This is a genomic window from Actinophytocola sediminis (assembly GCF_054779715.1).
On the sequence record NZ_BAAGXS010000068.1, the window covers coordinates 40,816 to 56,780 of the forward strand.

At 69.2% G+C, this 15,965-nt stretch carries 18 protein-coding genes; 8 read left to right on the forward strand and 10 right to left on the reverse strand.

Going from position 1 to position 15,965, the window contains the following annotated elements; genetic code table 11:
* Nucleotides 1–19: 19 nt before the first annotated feature.
* The 3 genes from ACYVIP_RS32030 to ACYVIP_RS32040 form a co-directional block, all read right to left on the reverse strand.
* Entirely contained in the window at nucleotides 20–430 is a 411-nt protein-coding gene (locus ACYVIP_RS32030; protein WP_460403162.1) for an NUDIX hydrolase, read from the reverse strand.
* 37 nt (nucleotides 431–467) lie between these two features.
* Nucleotides 468–1,094 carry a cytidylate kinase family protein gene (locus ACYVIP_RS32035; protein ID WP_460403164.1) on the reverse strand — a complete coding sequence of 209 codons (627 nt, stop codon included), beginning with the start codon at nucleotides 1,092–1,094 and terminating at the stop codon, nucleotides 468–470.
* A 164-nt stretch (nucleotides 1,095–1,258) separates the two neighbouring features.
* Nucleotides 1,259–2,305 (reverse strand): hypothetical protein, encoded by a 1,047-nt coding sequence (locus ACYVIP_RS32040; RefSeq protein WP_460403166.1) that lies wholly within the window; start codon nucleotides 2,303–2,305, stop codon nucleotides 1,259–1,261.
* 42 nt (nucleotides 2,306–2,347) lie between these two features.
* On the opposite strand from ACYVIP_RS32040, the gene ACYVIP_RS32045 reads away from it, so the two are divergent.
* On the forward strand, nucleotides 2,348–3,214 hold the full coding sequence (locus ACYVIP_RS32045) for a hypothetical protein (protein ID WP_460403168.1): 867 nt from the start codon (nucleotides 2,348–2,350) through the stop codon (nucleotides 3,212–3,214).
* Here ACYVIP_RS32045 and ACYVIP_RS32050 read toward each other — a convergent pair.
* From ACYVIP_RS32050 to ACYVIP_RS32075, 6 genes are all read right to left on the reverse strand, one after another.
* On the reverse strand, nucleotides 3,211–3,717 hold the full coding sequence (locus ACYVIP_RS32050; protein WP_460403170.1) for a class I SAM-dependent methyltransferase: 507 nt from the start codon (nucleotides 3,715–3,717) through the stop codon (nucleotides 3,211–3,213). The two genes, ACYVIP_RS32045 and ACYVIP_RS32050, sit on opposite strands and share 4 nt — an antisense overlap.
* A 146-nt stretch (nucleotides 3,718–3,863) precedes the next feature.
* A complete protein-coding gene (locus tag ACYVIP_RS32055) occupies nucleotides 3,864–4,031 on the reverse strand; it encodes a hypothetical protein (protein WP_460403172.1) in 168 nt (55 codons plus the stop codon).
* A 67-nt stretch (nucleotides 4,032–4,098) separates the two neighbouring features.
* Complete coding sequence (locus ACYVIP_RS32060; RefSeq protein WP_460403238.1) at nucleotides 4,099–5,892, reverse strand: serine/threonine-protein kinase; 1,794 nt, start codon at nucleotides 5,890–5,892, stop codon at nucleotides 4,099–4,101.
* Nucleotides 5,893–5,960: 68 nt separating this feature from the next.
* Nucleotides 5,961–6,245 carry a hypothetical protein gene (locus ACYVIP_RS32065; protein ID WP_460403174.1) on the reverse strand — a complete coding sequence of 95 codons (285 nt, stop codon included), beginning with the start codon at nucleotides 6,243–6,245 and terminating at the stop codon, nucleotides 5,961–5,963.
* Entirely contained in the window at nucleotides 6,242–6,490 is a 249-nt protein-coding gene (locus ACYVIP_RS32070; protein ID WP_460403176.1) for a hypothetical protein, read from the reverse strand. The genes ACYVIP_RS32065 and ACYVIP_RS32070 overlap by 4 nt, the downstream gene beginning before the upstream one ends.
* Before the next feature lie 102 nt (nucleotides 6,491–6,592).
* Entirely contained in the window at nucleotides 6,593–7,006 is a 414-nt protein-coding gene (locus ACYVIP_RS32075) for a hypothetical protein (RefSeq protein ID WP_460403178.1), read from the reverse strand.
* A 92-nt stretch (nucleotides 7,007–7,098) separates the two neighbouring features.
* Here ACYVIP_RS32075 and ACYVIP_RS32080 point away from each other — a divergent pair, with 92 nt between their 5' ends.
* The 4 genes from ACYVIP_RS32080 to ACYVIP_RS32095 all read left to right on the forward strand — a co-directional run bounded on the left by ACYVIP_RS32080 (nucleotide 7,099) and on the right by ACYVIP_RS32095 (nucleotide 10,314).
* Entirely contained in the window at nucleotides 7,099–8,070 is a 972-nt protein-coding gene (locus tag ACYVIP_RS32080) for a hypothetical protein (protein ID WP_460403180.1), read from the forward strand.
* A 19-nt stretch (nucleotides 8,071–8,089) separates the two neighbouring features.
* Nucleotides 8,090–8,638 (forward strand): GNAT family N-acetyltransferase, encoded by a 549-nt coding sequence (locus ACYVIP_RS32085; RefSeq protein ID WP_460403182.1) that lies wholly within the window; start codon nucleotides 8,090–8,092, stop codon nucleotides 8,636–8,638.
* Between the two features lie 18 nt (nucleotides 8,639–8,656).
* Nucleotides 8,657–9,352 (forward strand): SUKH-4 family immunity protein, encoded by a 696-nt coding sequence (locus ACYVIP_RS32090; RefSeq protein ID WP_460403184.1) that lies wholly within the window; start codon nucleotides 8,657–8,659, stop codon nucleotides 9,350–9,352.
* Between the two features lie 92 nt (nucleotides 9,353–9,444).
* On the forward strand, nucleotides 9,445–10,314 hold the full coding sequence (locus ACYVIP_RS32095; protein ID WP_460403186.1) for an aminoglycoside phosphotransferase family protein: 870 nt from the start codon (nucleotides 9,445–9,447) through the stop codon (nucleotides 10,312–10,314).
* A gap of 5 nt (nucleotides 10,315–10,319) precedes the next feature.
* On the opposite strand, the gene ACYVIP_RS32100 is transcribed toward ACYVIP_RS32095, so the two are convergent.
* The gene (locus ACYVIP_RS32100) at nucleotides 10,320–12,296 is read right to left on the reverse strand and encodes a HelD family protein (RefSeq protein WP_460403240.1); all 1,977 of its coding nucleotides are present in this window, start codon (nucleotides 12,294–12,296) and stop codon (nucleotides 10,320–10,322) included.
* 252 nt (nucleotides 12,297–12,548) lie between these two features.
* Here ACYVIP_RS32100 and ACYVIP_RS32105 point away from each other — a divergent pair, with 252 nt between their 5' ends.
* The 3 genes from ACYVIP_RS32105 (at nucleotide 12,549) to ACYVIP_RS32115 (ending at nucleotide 15,802) form a co-directional block, all read left to right on the forward strand.
* Nucleotides 12,549–13,688 carry a serine hydrolase domain-containing protein gene (locus ACYVIP_RS32105; protein ID WP_460403188.1) on the forward strand — a complete coding sequence of 380 codons (1,140 nt, stop codon included), beginning with the start codon at nucleotides 12,549–12,551 and terminating at the stop codon, nucleotides 13,686–13,688.
* Between the two features lie 26 nt (nucleotides 13,689–13,714).
* Entirely contained in the window at nucleotides 13,715–14,476 is a 762-nt protein-coding gene (locus tag ACYVIP_RS32110; protein WP_460403242.1) for a MerR family transcriptional regulator, read from the forward strand.
* Between the two features lie 129 nt (nucleotides 14,477–14,605).
* On the forward strand, nucleotides 14,606–15,802 hold the full coding sequence (locus tag ACYVIP_RS32115; RefSeq protein WP_460403190.1) for a serine hydrolase domain-containing protein: 1,197 nt from the start codon (nucleotides 14,606–14,608) through the stop codon (nucleotides 15,800–15,802).
* Nucleotides 15,803–15,965 lie beyond the last annotated feature (163 nt).

The window sequence follows — 15,965 nt, forward strand, 5'->3', positions numbered from 1 at the left end:
GAGTAGGTGCATGACACCCTCACAGGGTTATGTGACCTCTTCTGTACTCGTTCAGGAAGTTCCTCGTGTTCGGCGACAGTTCGTCGAGCATGTCCTCGAGAATCGCCATCGACAGGTACTCGAAACGATCGTGCACGGCCCGCTCGCGCACCGTCGGTTCGCCGCTCGCGATCGTGGCGAGGAACCAGGTGTACACCATGGTTCGGCCGTCCTCGTCGAACTGCTGCTCACCCAGCTCTCGCTCGAGGTTGACCTCGATACCCATCTCCTCACGAAGCTCGCGGACCGCGGTGGTGGAGGCGTCCTCACCCGGGTCGAGTTTCCCGCCGGGAATCTCCCAGTGCGTGCGCTTCGCGGTGTTGCGATGCAGCAGCAACACCCGATCCTGATCGTCTCTGATGACACAGCCCGCCAGGCGAACATGGGACATCTGGTCGTCCTCCAGTTACAGATTGTAGCGAACTCAGTTAATGCAGGGAAGCTCCGTCGGCCGGGGAAATCCGGCTGGTGACCGCCTGGTGGAGCAGGTCGTGAAACCGGAGAATGCCCAGCCGGGCCTGGTCGATGGTCGGCTTGGCGATCAACCGGGAGTTGTCCAGAACAATGTCGAACGGTGCGCGGTCGTACCGTAGATCGATACCCAACAACGGGACCAGCCGAAATGCGGTCGATCGATCCTTCTCGTCGATCAACCGCAAGTTTTCCGATGCGGACAGGAAGGGACCGTGCGGCTCCTGGGAGACCCGCGCCTTCAACGCCCTGGACCGCCTGCTCGACTCGATGAAGACGCGCACACAACGCCCGCTCCGATCCAGCCACGCCGCGGACCAGGAGTCGAAGACCGTGTGGTCCCTGACTTTCAGCTGTTCTGCGAGGAACTCGTTGAGCTGATGGTCGACCGGCTGCCCGTCCCGGCGTTTCTCGATCTCGACGGATCGCCGCGCCCACAGCGTGTTGGTTTCATCGGGCACGACGTCGAGCCGGTTGAGCATGAGGGCGCTCGCGGACACGTAGTCATAACCAAGGCAGCGCGCGAGCAACAACGCGTGCGTGGTCTTCCCGGCGGCCGTCAGTCCGGATATCACTATATTCACTTGTACCTACCTCCCCGCTGCCGAGACGACGGGGAACATACCGGTTGATCCGGTCCGCGTTTACACACCCCTGATGTGGTCCCGATAATTCCCATGGGGACCATGCCTGATCAGGCGATACGGCGCTCGATAGACGAGTGAAACGGATAACTTTCAGTAATCGTTCAGTCCCAGTTGGCTAGCCATTTCGGTACCGGGAGACCCATCTCAGCGGCCAGTTCCTGCGCGTCCTGGCGCAGCGTGGCCAGTTCCAGCTTGGGGTCGGCCGCCGAGGTGACCGCGCGGACCACCTCGGCCAACGCGTACGAGTCGTGCTCCGCGGCCGCCGCGCGCACCGGGCCGGGTACCGCGGTGTCGAAGGCGACCTCGAACCGCCGCAGGCCGGTGCCGGCCGACGCGCACGCCGCGCAGCCGCACTCGCCGACCTCCGCGCCGCGCAGGTCGATCCCCCGCCGCCAGTCGAGCAGCCTGGGCACGAACACCTGCGGGCTGCGCCGGGGCCGCACGCCGTCCGTGCGCCGGGCCACCGGGCCACCGAGGTGCCGGGTCGAGGTCGACAGCCCGATGGCCGCGAGCTTCGCGCCCGCCGCGACCGCCGGCAGCCCGATCGGCCCGGTTCGCAGCAGCTCGAGGCGCCGCCCGGTCCGCGTGCTCCAGCGCAGCAGCCGCCGCAGGCCGGCGACCTTGTAGGACGAGTCGACCGGGTCGAACGGCGCGCCGAGTACCAGCGACACGTCCCGGTCGGCCGCCCGCAGTCGTTCGGCGAGCACGCCGCTGTGCCGGGACCCGAGCCAGCCGCCGTCGAGTACGAGGGTCACCGACACCGGCACCGGGTAGTCCCGGTGCAGCTCGGCGGTCAGCTCGTCGACCTGCCCGACCCGCAGTCGCGGCCCGGCGGTGCGCACGATCGGCAACCCGAGCTCGGCCTGCGCCTCGACCCAGTCGAACACCGGCAGGTCCAGGTCGAGGCCGAGCTGTCCGGCCACCACCGGCGAGCGTGGCTTGCCGCGCGCCAGATAGGCCGCCGGATCGAGGTCGATGCCGGTGAGTTCGCCCATGCGATCCAGGGCGCGGGCGACCTTGAGTCCGTGCAGCCCCTGCAGGGTCACCCCGCCGAACCGCTCGCGGTTGGCCAGCGCGTCGGCGGCCGCGCACCGCCCGAGGTAGGCCTGCACCTGCCCCAGCCCACCCCGCGCGCGCCGCTCGACCATGCCACAAAGGTAGGCGATCGGGGGCGGCGCTAGGGTGCGTCGGTGTTCCGAACCGGCTTCGCCACTCTGCTCGTCCTGTTGGGTTGTCTGCTCGCCGGCCCGGCCGTCGCGGCGTTCGTGCTGGCCGGCGAGGTCACCGACGAGGAGAACTACCTCGAGGCGGTCACCCCGCTGGCCGACGAGCCGGCCGTGCAGACCGCGGTCGCCGAGCAGTTATCCGCGAGTCTCAGCGACCAGGTGCCCGACGCCGCGCGGCAGCTCGTCGACGTGAGCATCACGAACTTCACCAAGAGCGACGAGTTCCGCACGTCCTGGGTCGAGGTCAACCGCGAGGTGCACCCGCAGGTGCTGGCCATGCTCCGCGACGAGGGTGACGGCCTGGCGATCGAGGGTGACGCGATCGTGCTCGACCTCGGCGTGGTCGCCGCCGACCTGAAGTCCAGGTTCGTCGCCGACGGGGTGCCGCTGGCCGACCGGATCCCGGAGGTCAACGCACGGGTCGAGGTGATGTCCAGCTCGGCGATCCGCCAGGCGATCCCCACGTTCGACATCTTCGAACGACTCAGCATCGTGCTGCCGATCGTCTCGATCGCGCTGATCGCCCTCGGCCTGCTGCTGTCCGCGCGCCGGGGCCAGACGTTGATCGTCACCGGGATCGGGCTGGCCGTGGTGATGATCCTGGTGGTCATCGCCGAGGGGTTGGGCGGCGGCGAGGTCGTGGCGAAGAGCCCGTCACCGGAGATCGCCACCCCGTTCTACGACGCGCTGACCGCCAAGCTGTCGGTCGTACTGTGGGTGATCTGCGGTATCGGCGGCGTGTTCGTGATCGTCGGCGCGGTGCTGTCCCGGCACGCGTCGACCAGGGCCGCGGCCGCCGCCAGGCAGCCGGCGGCGCCCCGCTGGGGCTAACGGGTCGCCAGGAACCGGTAGGACCGGCCGCCGAGCGCGGTCTCCGCGGCGGTGAACCCGGCCCGGCGCAGCCGGTCGGGCAGCGTGGCGGGGTCGACGGGGATCATGGTGTCGCCGATGTGCAGCAACCGGAACCGCAGGCTGAGCCTGCTGTCGGAGCCGGCGAACGTGCCGCCGGGGCGCAGGACCCGAGCGGCCTCGGCGAACAGCCGGTCCTGCTGTGCCGGTGAGGGCACGTGGTGGAGCATCGTGAAGCACACGACCGCGTCGAACGACGCGTCGGGTAACGGCAGTCGCGCGCCGTCGCCCTCGAGGACGTCCGCCCGGTCGGCTAACCGCGTGCGCAGCGCGGCGGCCAACGCCGGGTCGACCTCGACGGCGGTGAGCTGGGCGCCGTGTTCGAGCAGCCAGGTGGACGTGATCCCGTAGCCGGGTCCGAGCTCGAGGACCTGGCCGTCGAGCGGGACCTCGTCCATCGCCCACGGCAGGACCTGGGTGCGCATCCGCCGCGCCCACCCGTCCGAACGACATAACCTGCGATGCACCGCATTCATCGGCATACAGTCGACGGTAACCCCTCGAACGCGATGAAGGCGTCCTTCCTCGCGTTGAGTGCGAGAAAGGACGCCTTCATCGCGTCAGGCCAGGGTCAGTCCGACAGCATCATGACCACGGCCGGCCGGCGCATGCTGTCGTCATCATCATCGTCGTCGTCATCATCGTCATCGTCGCCGCAGGCGCCGAGCAGGGGCAACAGGACGATCGCGGCCATGACGGCGAGCAGTCGCGGGTGGCGGCGGCTGGGGTCAAGTGGCATGGGCTTCCTCTCGTCGGGGACCTCCCAACCGTAGTCAGATATGGGGCGAATGTCCTGTAGGGGCGCGTCATCCGGTCAGCAGGTCGACCGCCTCCTGGCTCATCAGGTCGGTGAGCTCGGCGTACGGCACGGCCGACGGCGTCAGGTCGCAGGCGGTGGCGTAGCCGAACGCCGACGCGTAGATCACGAACTCGGCGGTGTCCTGGGTCAGCACCAGTTGGACCAGTGGGTCGCCGCCGGTGGAATACGGATCGGTGAACGAACCCGGCGCCAACTCCAGCGGGGTCGTGCCGGCCTGTTCCTGGTCGCCGCAGAGCCCGTTGGGGTTGGCCGTGCGCACCCGTTCGGCGATCGCCGCCGCGCCGGCCGGGGTGGCGGCGTCGGGGAAGACGTCGGTCAGCGTGAGCAGTCGGCCCGTGGCCAGGTCCACGGCGACCGGATGCACGCTGCCCTCGCCCCCGGCACCGAAGTAGACGCCGGTGTCGCCCGCGATCCGCAGGTAGTCCACGGACACCACGTTCGGCCCGGAGATCCGCACGCGGGCCTCGACCGACGCGGTGGCCGGATCGACACCGGGCTGCGGGTCGCCGGTCGCGGCCGTGACGAAGTCGACCCAGTCGTCGACCGGAGCGGCCAGCGCCGCGTTGACCCGGTCCTGGAGCGCGGCGTCGGCCAGGCCGGAGACCTCGACGTACTGCCCGTCGAAGGTGAACGTGTCGAACGTTTCGGTGCGCTGCCGCGTGCTGATCTGGATCGGGGCAGCCGTCGTGGTCCGCACCGGCGAGGCCACGGTCGAGGTGACCGGCGGCGGCGCGGCGACCGGGTCGTCCTTCGTGTTGATCACCACCACGGCCGTCCCGGTGGCCAGCCCGATGCCGACAACCGCCGCGGCGATCTTGATGGCGGTCGCACCGAGCACTCCCCCGCTGGCGGCCGCACCGGCGGCGCCGGCGGCCGCACCGGCGGCCATGACCGTCGTGGGGGCGGCCACGGTCGCCGCGCCGAGCAGCGTCGCCAGTGGGGACAGCGCCAGCAGCGCGCCGGCGTGGGCCGCCAGCCGACGCCACCCGCGCTCCTCCCATTCCTGGCCGTAGCCGGCGGCGGCCGCCGCCTCCAGCAGCGCCACGAACGCGACCGCGTCCGCCGGGCGGCCGGTGGGGCTCTTGGCCATGCCGCTGGCTACGAGCGAGCGCACCGCCGCCGGCACCTCCTCGACCGGAATGGCGGCCCGTTCGTGCAGCACGCGCAGTTCCTCGGTACTGCCCCGGTAGGGCCGATGCCCGGCGACGCACTGGAAGAACACGCAGGTCGCCGCGTAGATGTCGGTGGCCGGTGTGGCTATGCCGGCATTCCACTGCTCGGGCGCCATGTACGCGGGCGAGCCGATGGCCGATCCCCGTTGTCCGGCCAGCACCGCGATACCGAAGTCGACCAGCACGCTGCGCCGGTCAGCAGGCACCAGTACGTTGCCCGGCTTGTAGTCCCGGTGCACCGTGCCCGCCGCGTGCGCCGCGGTCAGCCCCAGCAGCGACCCTTTCAGCAAGGCCAACGCCGACTCCGGCGCCAACACCGGTTCCACGGCGAGGATCGCCTGCAGGGACACTCCCGGCACGGCCTCCATCACGATCGCCGCGGTGCGATCGGTCTCGACGAAGTCGTACAGCCGCGCCACATACGGGCTGACCACCCGACGCATGATCTCCGCCTCCCGCCGGAACAGACCACGCTGCTCGGGGTCCGCGGCGTACTCGGCGAACAGGTACTTGATCGCGACGAACCGCCCGGATTCGTCGTGGCGCGCCAGTACGACCCGGCCGAAGCCGCCCGCTCCCAGCTCGCTCAGCTCGGTGAATCCCGGCAGTGCCTGTCCGCCATGCGCTTCTCCTTGTCAGCCCCCGATTCGAGCCGCCGCGGCGCGCCACGGTTCCCTCACAGGTGGCTCGAGCACGTGCCGTCGAGTGCGCAGGAGTCGTCCCCGTTGACGCACAGGCAGCAGCGGCAACCGGGTTCCCACACGAGTTCGAGCGGGGTGATGGCGCTGTAGCGCCGCCGTGCCGCCTCGACGGAGTCGTGCACGCCCACCAGATTCCGGCCGTTGGCCTCCTTACGGAAAACGATGACATCACGCCCGGACGGCAGGACGATATCGAGACCGTAAGCGAAGACCTGGTTCCTGTCCTTGACACTGACCAGGGCAAACGGTGTGGCCGTCACGATATGGCTCCAGTGTTGGGGATCGCGACATGGACCTCATATCCGGCCGGGGTGCGCCAGGCCGACGTACTGGCCCGGCTCAACGTCCGTTTCCACTCGACGATGCCGGCGGCCAGCACAGCCGGGTCCGCCTCCCGCAGCCGCACCGTCACCGCCGCCTGCCCCGTCGGATCCACAGCAATGGAAATGGACGACATCTCGACATGACACGGATAGCCGGCGAACAACTCCCGCAGCGACTCCAACGCGCCACAGTACTGGGCAGATCCATTGGTGCCGGATTGAGGTACGCCAAATTCAGGGTTCACTCCGCGAATACTCCTGTTTCTATGGGACAATGCCAAGGTTCACCTCCCGAGCGGCCGGAATACGACTGGCGACGGCAGGTCGCCAGGCACCGCACATTTACCGCGTGCCGGGTACATGACCTGAGGTGCCTGCCGGTCTCCGGCCACCGGAAGAGTCAACAACGCACGGAGCGTCCACAGCGCGTTTTCGCAATGGTATTCCCATAGCACCGTCTGCGGGGCGAAGATGTCGCGGTCGTCGAACACCGGCGCACGGTAGGCGGTCGCAGACTGGTCAGGTCGCAGTAACAGCACGTCGGCCTGCCGCTCCGCTGACCACCGGTACACACCAGCCAGCATCGCGGGGTCCTCCGTGGGACCCCACCGAAAGAGCGTAAAGCTTCGAATGCGCAGCTCCGTCAACAGGTCGTCGAACGACAGCAGCGCGACGTTGACCATGTCAGCACCCGCCATGACATGAGCATCGTCATCTGGATTGACGTTCTCGACGGCTCAGCACGTCATTGGAGTTGACGCCTCACGTCAAATCCGGCACCGTTCGGGGCATGGCGCGGGTAGATCGATCAGTAAGACGACAACGAGAGCGGGAAGCCCTGGAGATCCGGCTCGCCGGCTTGCGGGAGGGGAGCCACGTAGAGGACATCGCAACGCGAATCGCGCGACTGGACGACATCCATCCGCTGCTCGCGTGGCGCTGGGCGCACGGGTGGAGTCGGTCCGAGTTGTCCGCCCGGATCGACGGGGCCTACGAACAGGACGGACTCGCTCCCCCGCACCTCACCGACCCCGAGATCCTGCGGTGGGAGCACGACCAGCGTCGGCCGAACGACGAGCGGGTGGCCTATCTCTGCCGGGTGTACCGGACAAGGCCCGACCGCCTCGGATACGGAGAGGATCATTCGGTGCAGGAAATCACCCACCTGGAACGTGCTGGCCTGATCGACATCTACCCACGCACCGACGACGAGAGCATGCGTGACCTGTTCGGCCGGATCGCCTCAGCCAGGCACCGGGTGAACGTGTTCGGACTTACCCGGAACTTCTATGCCCGTGATCACGTACTGCCAATGATCGAGGCGAAGGCCCGCACCGTGCCGGTTCGGCTGTACATGATGGACCCAACCTCTGATTCCCGGAAGGATCGCTACCGGCTTGAGCCGGGCGAGGCGGCGATGGAGAATCCGGACCGGTACCTACGCGAAGTGCTCCGCCCCTTGGCCGCAGCGCAGGAGCGCTTGTCCGAATTCGGTGAACGTGGCGCCGGACTGGAGGTGTGGTTGTACAACTTCCCGTGCTCGTTCGCGATCGAGGAAATAGACGATGAGTATCGAGTGATGCCGTACGGACACGGCAAACGTGGCACCGACGGACCTATCCTGATCTTCGGCCAGGACACCTCATACGCCGAATATTTCGCATCGCAGATGCGATGGATCGAACGCCTCGCGATCGAACCATGGGAACCATGGATATCGAAAGACCTGAAAGTCTACCGCGCTGCCGAAGTGCTCGAATAGAGACCCGATGAGGCTAACTATGCCCTATGACGTGACGCTGACTGGCCAACTGGTCCGCCTACGGGAGTTCCGCATCGAGGACCTCGACGCGTCGATGGCCGTCGTCGGTGATGATCAGGTGACCCATTTCCTGTCGTTCGACGCGAAGAGCCGAGATCAGCAGGCCGAGCTACTCGCCGCCGCGATCGACCGCGCCCGACACGACCCCCGCACCGAGTACTACCTGGCGATAACCACCCACGACGACGACCAGCTGATCGGCTTCGCGCGGCTCGGCCTGTCGGGAGTCAAGGCCGCCAAGCTGGGCGGCGCCGTCGTGGCCAACAACTGGCGCAAGGGCTATGCCATCGACGGCGCCCGAACAATCATCACCTTCGGCTTCGCCATCCTCGGCCTCCACCGCATCACCGCCGCCATCGGACCTGACAACGCCGGTTCCATCGCCGTCGTCACGCGGCTTGGGTTCACGCACGAGGGCCGGCTACGCGACCACGTGCACACCAACGGCGCCTGGCGCGACTCCGAACTGTTCTCGATCCTAGATCACGAGTGGACGCCCACATCCTGACAACGGATACGGTCGGCCATGCCACGTGACGCCGACCAGGGGCAGGTTGTGCCAGAAGATCGGCTCGTCGCGGTGATGACCGCGCCGCTGGATGTGCTCGTCGACGGTGACGTGCGGGTGCTTCCTCCTGCATCGGCCATGCGGGAGTGGCATCTGCCGGCGAACGACCTGAGGACACTGGCCGAGTGGGGGCTGCCGCGGGACGTGCTGATGACACCCCGTTTCCAGGCCGAGTCCGAACCTGTGCTCGTGCCCAACGTGGCCGGGCCGGCGGAGAGCCGGCTGATCACGCCGGCGGATCGGCTGTACCGGTTGGGAAGGTGGGGCGGTCACGATCGCACACCGTGGATGGGCGCCGTCGCTGGTGACGGTCGGGTGCTGGCGATCCGGGACAGACCGGTGACCGCCCAGGACCTGCATCCGGCGCTGCGAGAGTTTCATCGCGACCTGTACCACCCGGCTGTGGACTTCATCAACTCATCGGTGGCGCGACTGGTCGAGATCAGTTGGCGCTGGCGCGCCGCGCTGCACATCCTGCGCACACTGGAACATCCCCCCGCCGCCGCGCCACTTGACGCGCACGAGGCCTTCGACAACCGAGTCAGCGCGGCTGAGCGGATCGTGCTGAAGCACATCGTGGAGATCGACAGCCACGTTCGCCTGGACGATCCCGCCTCGCTGTGGGTCCAGCTCGTCACCGATCCGGGATATTAGGGCCGTTCTCGAGATACGAGTCGCGAACAAATGAGTTGAGCACGCCGCGGGGCCATGATGCGATAGCCACGGCCTACCCACAGGAGCTGTTCTTGACCGGCGAGATCACCCCGGCGATCAACGTCGCGCTGGCGAGGCGCTTGGTGGACACGCAGTTTCCGCGGTGGTCCGGAATGCCGTTGCGGCTGCTGGCACCGGCCGGCTCGGACCACGTCATCTACCGGCTGGGCGCGGAGTTGTCCGTTCGGCTCCCGCGCCATGCCGGTGCGATCAGGCAGGCGCGCACGGAAGCCGAGTGGCTGCCCCGGCTCGCGCCGCACCTGCCGCTGGCTGTTCCCGTGCCGGTCGAGGTGGGGGAACCGGACTTCGGCTACCCGTGGCCGTGGGCGGTGTCGCGCTGGCTGACCGGCGAGGTGGCGACCGTCGACGCCCTGGCCGACTCGCACGAGGCCGCCAGCGCACTGGCCGAGTTCCTGACCGCACTCCACCGGTTCGACTCCGCGCAGCCCGCCGATCTCGCCGGCCAGTCGCTGGCCGCGCGGGACACGGCGACGCGATCGGCCATCACGAGAGTCGGTGCGGCATTCGACACCGTGGCCATGACCGAGCTGTGGGACACCGCCCTCGCCGCCCCCGACTGGGACCGTCCACCGGTCTGGTTCCACGGCGACTTCCACACCGGCAACCTGCTGACCATCAGCGGCCGCCTCAGCGCCGTCATCGATTTCGGCGGGCTCGGCATCGGTGACCCGGCCTGCGACCTGACCATCGCCTTCACCCTGATGTCCGCCGAGACCCGCGCCACCTTCCGCGCCGCGCTCGGGGTGGACGACTCCACCTGGACCCGCGGCCGTGGCTGGGCCCTGACCACCGGCCTGAGCGCCCACACCGCCTACGCCGCCGTCAACCCCCGCATCGCCGCCCAGACCACCCGCCAGATCAGCCAGGCCATCGTCGGCTAGGCGGGTCAGGGGGTGCGTTCTCGCATGGCGGACAGCTCCGCCGGCGGTGGGCCGGGGTGCACGATGCCCAGGTGGCGCGTCGCTCGGGTCATGGCGACGTACAGGTCGTGGTGACCGAGCGGTGCGGCACCGAGGATCGTGGCCGGGTCGGCGATCAGGACCGAGTCGAACTCCAGGCCCTTGGCCTGGGCGGGGGTGAGCAGTACCACCTTGTCGGTCAGGTCCGGTGGTGTGGCGAGGGACAGCGCCCTGGCCAGGGGTCCAATGTGGACATTCGGGGCGATGATCGCGAGCTGACCGTCGGTGTGTGCCGCGGCAAGGGCGGCGATGGCGGCGGGGAGGGCGGCGGACGTGGTGGCGAGACGCCACGGTGGTTCGCCGGTCGCGCGGACCGACCGGGGTGGCGAGGTTCCCGGATGATGGGCGGCGAGCAGGTCTGCGGTGGCCGCCATGATCTCCGCCGGCGTGCGGTAGTTGACGGTGAGCCGGACAAGGTGCCAGCGGTCCCCCACATGTGGCCCCAGCACACGGTCCCACGAGGAGGCGCCGGCCGGGCTCCCGGTCTGGGCGAGATCCCCGACGACGGTCATCGACCTGGTGGGGCACCGGCGCATCAGCATTCGCCAGGCCATTTCGGACAGTTCCTGTGCCTCGTCGACGACGACGTGGCCGAACGTCGCGCGGTCACCACCCTGGCCGATCAGCGTGGCGGCCTCGTCAAGCAACGGGACATCCTCGGCACTCCAGCCGTCGACGAACTCGCCGAGCAGGTCCGACACCACGCGCTCCGGGGTCAGCGGCGGCCACAGCTCGTCGAGGGTGGCCTGGACGCCGGGGTCGGCGAGCAGCGCGTCCCGCAGGCCGTCCCGGTCGGTGTCGTCCAGCAGGGTGCGCGGTCCGTCATAATCATCGGCGCCGAGCACCACACCCGCGGCGGCCAGCGCACGCCGGTCGGCCGCGCCGAGCCGGCCGTCCGGACTGCCGCCGTCGATCGCCTCCCCGGTGTCGGTGAGCACGACCGCCTCCATGTCCTGGACCAGGCGCGCCGCGAGCACCGCCACGATCTCCCGCTGGAAGACCAGTCTGGCCTGGTTGTGCGGAAGTCCGGACCGCCTGGCCTTCCGTACGGCACTGCCGCAGGTCGGCGGGTCGAGCCGGAGCACCTGCTGTTCGAACTCGACGCTCACCGCGTCGTCCGGTGTCCGGACCCGCGACCGAACCGCCGCCGCCAACCGTTCGGCCATGACCGCCCGGCCCTTGCCCTCGGCGGTTGCCGGCGGGTCCTGCCGGCTGGTCTCGATACCCGGCCACAGGTCGGCGACGGTGGCCGTGACCACGCCGCGCTCACCGAGACCCGGCAGGACCTGGCCGATGTAGTCGAGGAAGATCCGGCTGGGGCCCACGACCAGGACACCTCGGGTGCGCAGGTGCGGACGGGTGTACAGCAGGTATGCGACCCGGTGCAACGCCACCGCCGTCTTGCCCGTGCCGGGACCGCCATGCACCACCAGCACTCCGCTGGTCTCGTGCCGGATGATCCGGTCCTGTTCGGCCTGCAGGGTGGTCACGATGTCGGGCATCCGCCCGGTTCGCGCCGAGGTCACCGCCGCCAGCAACGCCGCCTCCCCGACCAGGCCGGCGTTGTCCGCACCGTCCGGGTCCAGCAACTCGTCGTTCAGCGCGACGACCGTCCGACCTCGCGTAGTGATGCGCCGTCGCCGTCGCACGCCAGCCGGCGCGGTCGCCGTCGCGGTGTAGAACGCCTGGGCCAGCGGAGCGCGCCAGTCCACCAGCAACGGCTCGGCGGCCTCGTCCAGGAACAGACTCAGCCGGCCGATGTAGACGCGCCGGCCGTCGCGCAGGTCCAGCCGCCCGAAGCACAGTCCCCGCTCCACCGCGTCCAGCCGGGCCACCTCCGCCCGCCAGACGGCCACCGTCTCCTGGTCCCCGTCGGCGCACCGTGCGGCCGCCCGCGCGCGCATGGCATCGACGCGGGCATACAGGCCCGCCACGTACTCCTGCTCGTTGTCGATCTCACGGTCGATCTCACGGTCGATCTCACGGTCGATGTCATGGTTGATGTCGCTGCCGGTCACGCCCGCGCTCCCCTGGGTCGGCGATCAGTGCCGTCGAGCGTCCACGGCGGCTTCCGGAAAGAACAGTCTTGTTCTTTCCCGCTGCCTCAGCCGACACGGACTTGACCCCGCCCCTGGGTCAGGCTGGAGCCTGACCGCATGCGGAACACCATCACTTCCCTGGCTCGCGTGGCAATCGCGACGCTGACGGTCGCACTGCTGTCCGGGTCGCCGGCCACCGCCGCGCAGGATCGCCCGGAGTTGCGGGCGGCCATGCAGGAGTTCGTCGACGCCGGTTTCGCCGGGATGCAGCTGCGGGTGCACGATGAGCGAGGCGAGTGGGTGGGCGCCGCCGGGGTGCGCGAGCTGGGCGAGACCGCGAAGCCGCCGACCAACGGGCGGTTCCGGATCGGCAGCAACACCAAGACCGTCGTCGCGACCATCGTCCTGCAACTGGTGGCCGAGGGCAGGATCGGGCTGGACGCACCGGTGGATCGCTACCTGCCGCGGTTCGGGCTGGACCAGCGGATCACGGTGCGGATGTTGTTGCAGCACACCAGCGGGGTGTTCAGCCACACCGGCGACTACTACGACGGGACGACCCTGCCCGGGCTCCCCTCGACCGGCCAGGAATGGGTGGACAACCGGTTCCGCACCTACCAGCCCGACGAGCTGGTGCGGTTCGCGTTGTCCAGGCCCGCGCTGTTCACGCCGGGAACGGACTGGAACTACTCCAACACCAACTACACCCTGGCCGCGCTGCTGATCGAACAGGTCACCGGCCGCTCGTACGCCCAGGAGACGCAACGGCGGATCCTGACGCCGCTCGGACTGTCGGGCACCGTGGTGCCGGGCGACCGGCCGGGGATCCCCGGGCCGCACGCCCACGGCTACTACCATTACCAGGACGCCGGCCAGTGGCAGACGGTCGACGTCACCCACCAGAATCCCTCCCTGCTGTTCGGCGCCGGTGACATGATCTCGACCACCCAGGACCTGCGTACGTTCTTCTCCGCGCTGCAGGGCGGCCGGCTCCTGCCAGGCCCACTGCTGGCCGAGATGCGCACCCCGCACCCGAAGGCGAACTACGGCCTCGGACTGTTCGTGGAGGACGCGGGCTGCGGCGTCACCGTCCTGCGCCACAACGGCAGCACCATCGGCTACGGAGCGCTGATGTACAGCACACCCGACGGCAGCAGGACCCTGACCGCCTCGGTGACCAGCGGGGACACCGAGATCGACCTGGAAACGGGATACCCGACGGCGTTGGCCAGGCTCCTCAAGGAGGTGTTCTGCTGACGGGGACCACGGCCGGCGGCGTCACGATCGGTCAGGCCGCGGCCTTCGTCGGGATCACGGTGAAGGCCGTGCGGCACTACCACCGGCACGGGCTGCTCGCCGAACCACGACGCGACAGCTCCGGCTACCGCCGGTACGGATCGGCCGACCTGTTGCGGCTGGTGCAGATCCGGACGCTGGCCGCCGCCGGGGTGCCGCTGGCCGAGGTCGGTCCGCTGCTCGACGCCGACACCGAGCAGTTCGCCACCGCACTCGTCGACGTCGAACAGCGCCTCACCGAACGGATCGCCGAGCTGATCACCCGGCGCGACACCCTGCGGCGGCTCGCCGACGGCGACCGGCTCCTGCTGCCCCACCGGGCGCTGGTCATCCTGGACCGGCTCACCGGTCTCGACTTCGATCCCGACTACGTCGCCGGCCAACGGGAAGCCATGGTCCTGGCCAGGGCACTGGCCCCGACGTTGTTCGACCTCTTCCTGACCCAGCTCGAACACCGGCTCGACGACCCCGAGTTCCTCGACCTGACCAAACGCGGCTGGGACGCCCGGTCCTGGCAGCCGGACGACCCGCGGATCGACGAGCTGGCGTCCGCGCTGGCCGACAACCTGCTGGCCCATCCCCAACACCTGGCGGTGCCGACCGGTTTCCAACCCCGGCCAGACGACCCCATCCGGTACGGGCTGATCAACCACCACCGCGAGGAACAGGCACCGACGACCTGGGCACGGCTCAACGCGCTCGTCGAGGCCAGACTGCGCGCCGCGGGCATACCCGTCCCCCACCAATAACTCCGCCACGATGTCCTCCGTACGGATGACGGTGGCATCCCCCTGTCAGCGGATGCTTCGGCGCCAATAACACGGAAACGTGTCATCCGCCGAGGAAAGGCCTCGGCCTGACACGTCTGGGGGATCCCTATGAGGGTAAGAGTTCGCGCGCTCGCCGGCGCCGTCCTGGCCGGCACCATGATCGCCGGCCTGACCAGCTCGCCAGCCGGGGCCGACGCCGACCGCGCACAACTCCAGCAGGCCATGCGCGACCTCGCCGACTCCGGCGCGGCCGGCGTCCAGGTCCGCGTCCACGACGAGGACGGCGACTGGACCGGCTCGGCCGGCGTCCGACGGCTCGACGGCGGCAAGGTCCCCACCAACGGGCGCTTCCGCGGCGGCAGCATCACCAAGACCTTCATCTCGACGGTCGTCCTCCAACTCGTCGACGAGGGCGAGCTGACGTTGGGCGACCCGATCGCCAGCCACCTGCCCGAGTTCGGCATCGACCCGCGGATCACCGTGCGCATGGTGCTCCAACACACCAGCGGCCTGTTCAACTACACCGGCGAGGCCAACCCGGACGGCACCCTCGACCCGGGAATCCCCCTGTTCGGCGCGGAGTTCGCCGAGAACCAGTTCCGCGACTACCGGCCGAGCGAGCTGATCGAGGTCGCGTTGGCCAACCCGGCCAGGTTCGAGCCGGGCACCAGTTGGTCCTACTCCAACACCAACTACATCCTCGCCGGCCAGCTGATCGAGCGGCTGACCGGACACCGCTACGCCACCGAGGTGAAACACCGGATCCTGCACCCGCTCGGCCTGCGGGACACGAGCTTCCCCGGCTCGCGGCCAGGCATCCCCGGGCCGCACGCGCACGGCTACTACGGCTTCCAGGACAACGGCACGACGCGGGTGGTCGACGCCTCCAGGATCAACCCGACCTGGGCCTCCTCCGCGGGCGAGCTGATCAGCACCACCCGCGACCTCGACCGGTTCATCAGCGCCCTCCTCGGCGGCGAGCTGCTGCCCCCCAACCTGCTCGCGGAGATGCGCGAGGAGGTTCCCGGCGGCGGCTACGGCCTCGGCCTGGAGATCATCGACGTCGGGCCGGAGTGCGGCGGTCGCTATGACGGCCACACCGGCGGTATGCACGGGTACACCTCGTACCTGTTCAGCACGCCCGACGGCGGCACCCGGGTCGAGATGTCGGTCACCAGCGGCGACTTTGACAGCGCGGATGCCGAAGCGGCCCAACGGTTCTACGTCGCGATCAACGACGTCCTGGCCGCCGCGATCTGCGACGTGCCGGTCGACACCGACCTGCGGCTGATCGACGCCGCCTGAGGCCAGAGCAGCCGGCGGTAGCGAATGAGTAGCCGAGTCGCCACGGTGGGAAACCATCACCCGACTCGGCTTCTCGGTGCCGCCGGCTACTGGCGCCGCCGCCGGCCGAAAACCGGACGTTCGCGACAACCCGCTGGCCCGACCGCTGAGCTAGGTTGGACCC

What these genes read in the sequence shown, in the direction of transcription:
- ACYVIP_RS32030 (WP_460403162.1), bottom strand. Translation starts at nt 430, where the DNA reads ATGTCCCATGTTCGCCTGGCGGGCTGTGTCATCAGAGACGATCAGGAT.
- ACYVIP_RS32040 (WP_460403166.1), bottom strand. Translation starts at nt 2,305, where the DNA reads ATGGTCGAGCGGCGCGCGCGGGGTGGGCTGGGGCAGGTGCAGGCCTAC.
- ACYVIP_RS32050 (WP_460403170.1), bottom strand. Translation starts at nt 3,717, where the DNA reads ATGCGCACCCAGGTCCTGCCGTGGGCGATGGACGAGGTCCCGCTCGAC.
- ACYVIP_RS32055 (WP_460403172.1), bottom strand. Translation starts at nt 4,031, where the DNA reads ATGCCACTTGACCCCAGCCGCCGCCACCCGCGACTGCTCGCCGTCATG.
- ACYVIP_RS32075 (WP_460403178.1), bottom strand. Translation starts at nt 7,006, where the DNA reads ATGGCGGGTGCTGACATGGTCAACGTCGCGCTGCTGTCGTTCGACGAC.
- ACYVIP_RS32080 (WP_460403180.1), top strand. Translation starts at nt 7,099, where the DNA reads ATGGCGCGGGTAGATCGATCAGTAAGACGACAACGAGAGCGGGAAGCC.
- ACYVIP_RS32085 (WP_460403182.1), top strand. Translation starts at nt 8,090, where the DNA reads ATGCCCTATGACGTGACGCTGACTGGCCAACTGGTCCGCCTACGGGAG.
- ACYVIP_RS32090 (WP_460403184.1), top strand. Translation starts at nt 8,657, where the DNA reads ATGCCACGTGACGCCGACCAGGGGCAGGTTGTGCCAGAAGATCGGCTC.
- ACYVIP_RS32100 (WP_460403240.1), bottom strand. Translation starts at nt 12,296, where the DNA reads ATGCGCGCGCGGGCGGCCGCACGGTGCGCCGACGGGGACCAGGAGACG.
- ACYVIP_RS32105 (WP_460403188.1), top strand. Translation starts at nt 12,549, where the DNA reads ATGCGGAACACCATCACTTCCCTGGCTCGCGTGGCAATCGCGACGCTG.
- ACYVIP_RS32115 (WP_460403190.1), top strand. Translation starts at nt 14,606, where the DNA reads ATGAGGGTAAGAGTTCGCGCGCTCGCCGGCGCCGTCCTGGCCGGCACC.